The organism is Kitasatospora sp. NPDC017646, assembly GCF_044329365.1.
Lineage (GTDB): Bacteria > Actinomycetota > Actinomycetes > Streptomycetales > Streptomycetaceae > Kitasatospora.
Window position 1 is genome coordinate 1 of record NZ_JBIRJC010000160.1, and the last position, 1002, is coordinate 1002.

At 67.4% G+C, this 1002-nt stretch carries 1 protein-coding gene; it reads left to right on the plus strand.

Annotated elements, in window-relative coordinates; translation table 11 throughout:
- The first annotated feature begins 85 nt into the window (after window positions 1-85).
- Window positions 86-940 carry an IS5 family transposase gene (locus tag ACH4J0_RS43380; RefSeq protein WP_396246684.1) on the plus strand — a complete coding sequence of 285 codons (855 nt, stop codon included), beginning with the start codon at window positions 86-88 and terminating at the stop codon, window positions 938-940.
- The last annotated feature ends 62 nt before the right edge of the window (window positions 941-1002 follow it).

Here is a 1002-nt window from a genome sequence, read left to right on the forward strand (position 1 = left end):
TTATTCATGGTTGGGGATCGCTCGTTCGTGTGATCGTTCGACGAACTGGCGTGCTGGCCGGGGGGTAGGTGATGTTGTGCGGCGTATGGAGAGACCGGCGTATCCGAGTGACGTGACAGACGAGCAGTGGGAACTGGTCAGACCGATGATCGAGTCGTGGAAGCAGGAGCGGGTGGCCCGGTCGGCGACCGGAGATCCTGGGTCCTGCGACCTGCGGGAGGTCGTGAACGCGATCTTCTACCAGAACCGGACGGGCTGTCAGTGGCGTTACCTCCCGCACGACCTGCCGCCGTGGTCGGCGGTGTTCTACTACTTCACGCTGTGGCGGCAGGACGGCCTTGACCAGCGAATACAGGAGCTGCTGCGCTGCCAGGTGCGGGAGAGAGCCAAGCGATTAGAGGACCCGTCCCTCGTGATCATCGACACCCAGTCCGTCCGTGCGGCGGCCGGTGTCCCGAAGACCACGACGGGACTGGACGCCGGCAAGAAGGTGCCGGGCCGTAAGCGTGGGCTCGTGGTCGATGTGCTGGGCCTGATCATCGGGGTCGTCGTCCTCGCGGCCTCCGCCCACGACAACGCCGCCGGCACCACCCTGCTCACCCAGGCCGCCGAGCGGTGCGGCAACCGCCTGGAGAAGGCCCTGGTCGACCAGGGCTTCAAGGATGAGACCGTCATCCACGGCACCCTGCTCGGCATCACCGTCGAGATCGTCCGCCGCAATCCCGACGACAAGGCCAAAGGCTTCGTCCCGCAGCCGAAGCGGTGGGTGGTCGAGCAGGTCAACGGCACGTTGATGCTCCACCGGCGTCTGGCCCGCGAGTACGACCACCGGCCCGACAACGCCGTCTCCCGCGTCTACTGGGCGTCCACCGCGAACATGGCCCGCCGCCTCACTACCCCCGCCCCGGCCTGGCGCGACGCCTACGAGGTGGCCGCGTGAACGTCGCCGACCTCCTGAAGGACGTCCAGGTCCGGCATGAACAGGCCATGGCCCGGGCCGAC

Coding starts and splice junctions, on each gene's coding strand:
- ACH4J0_RS43380 (WP_396246684.1), top strand. CDS start 86: ATGGAGAGACCGGCGTATCCGAGTGACGTGACAGACGAGCAGTGGGAA.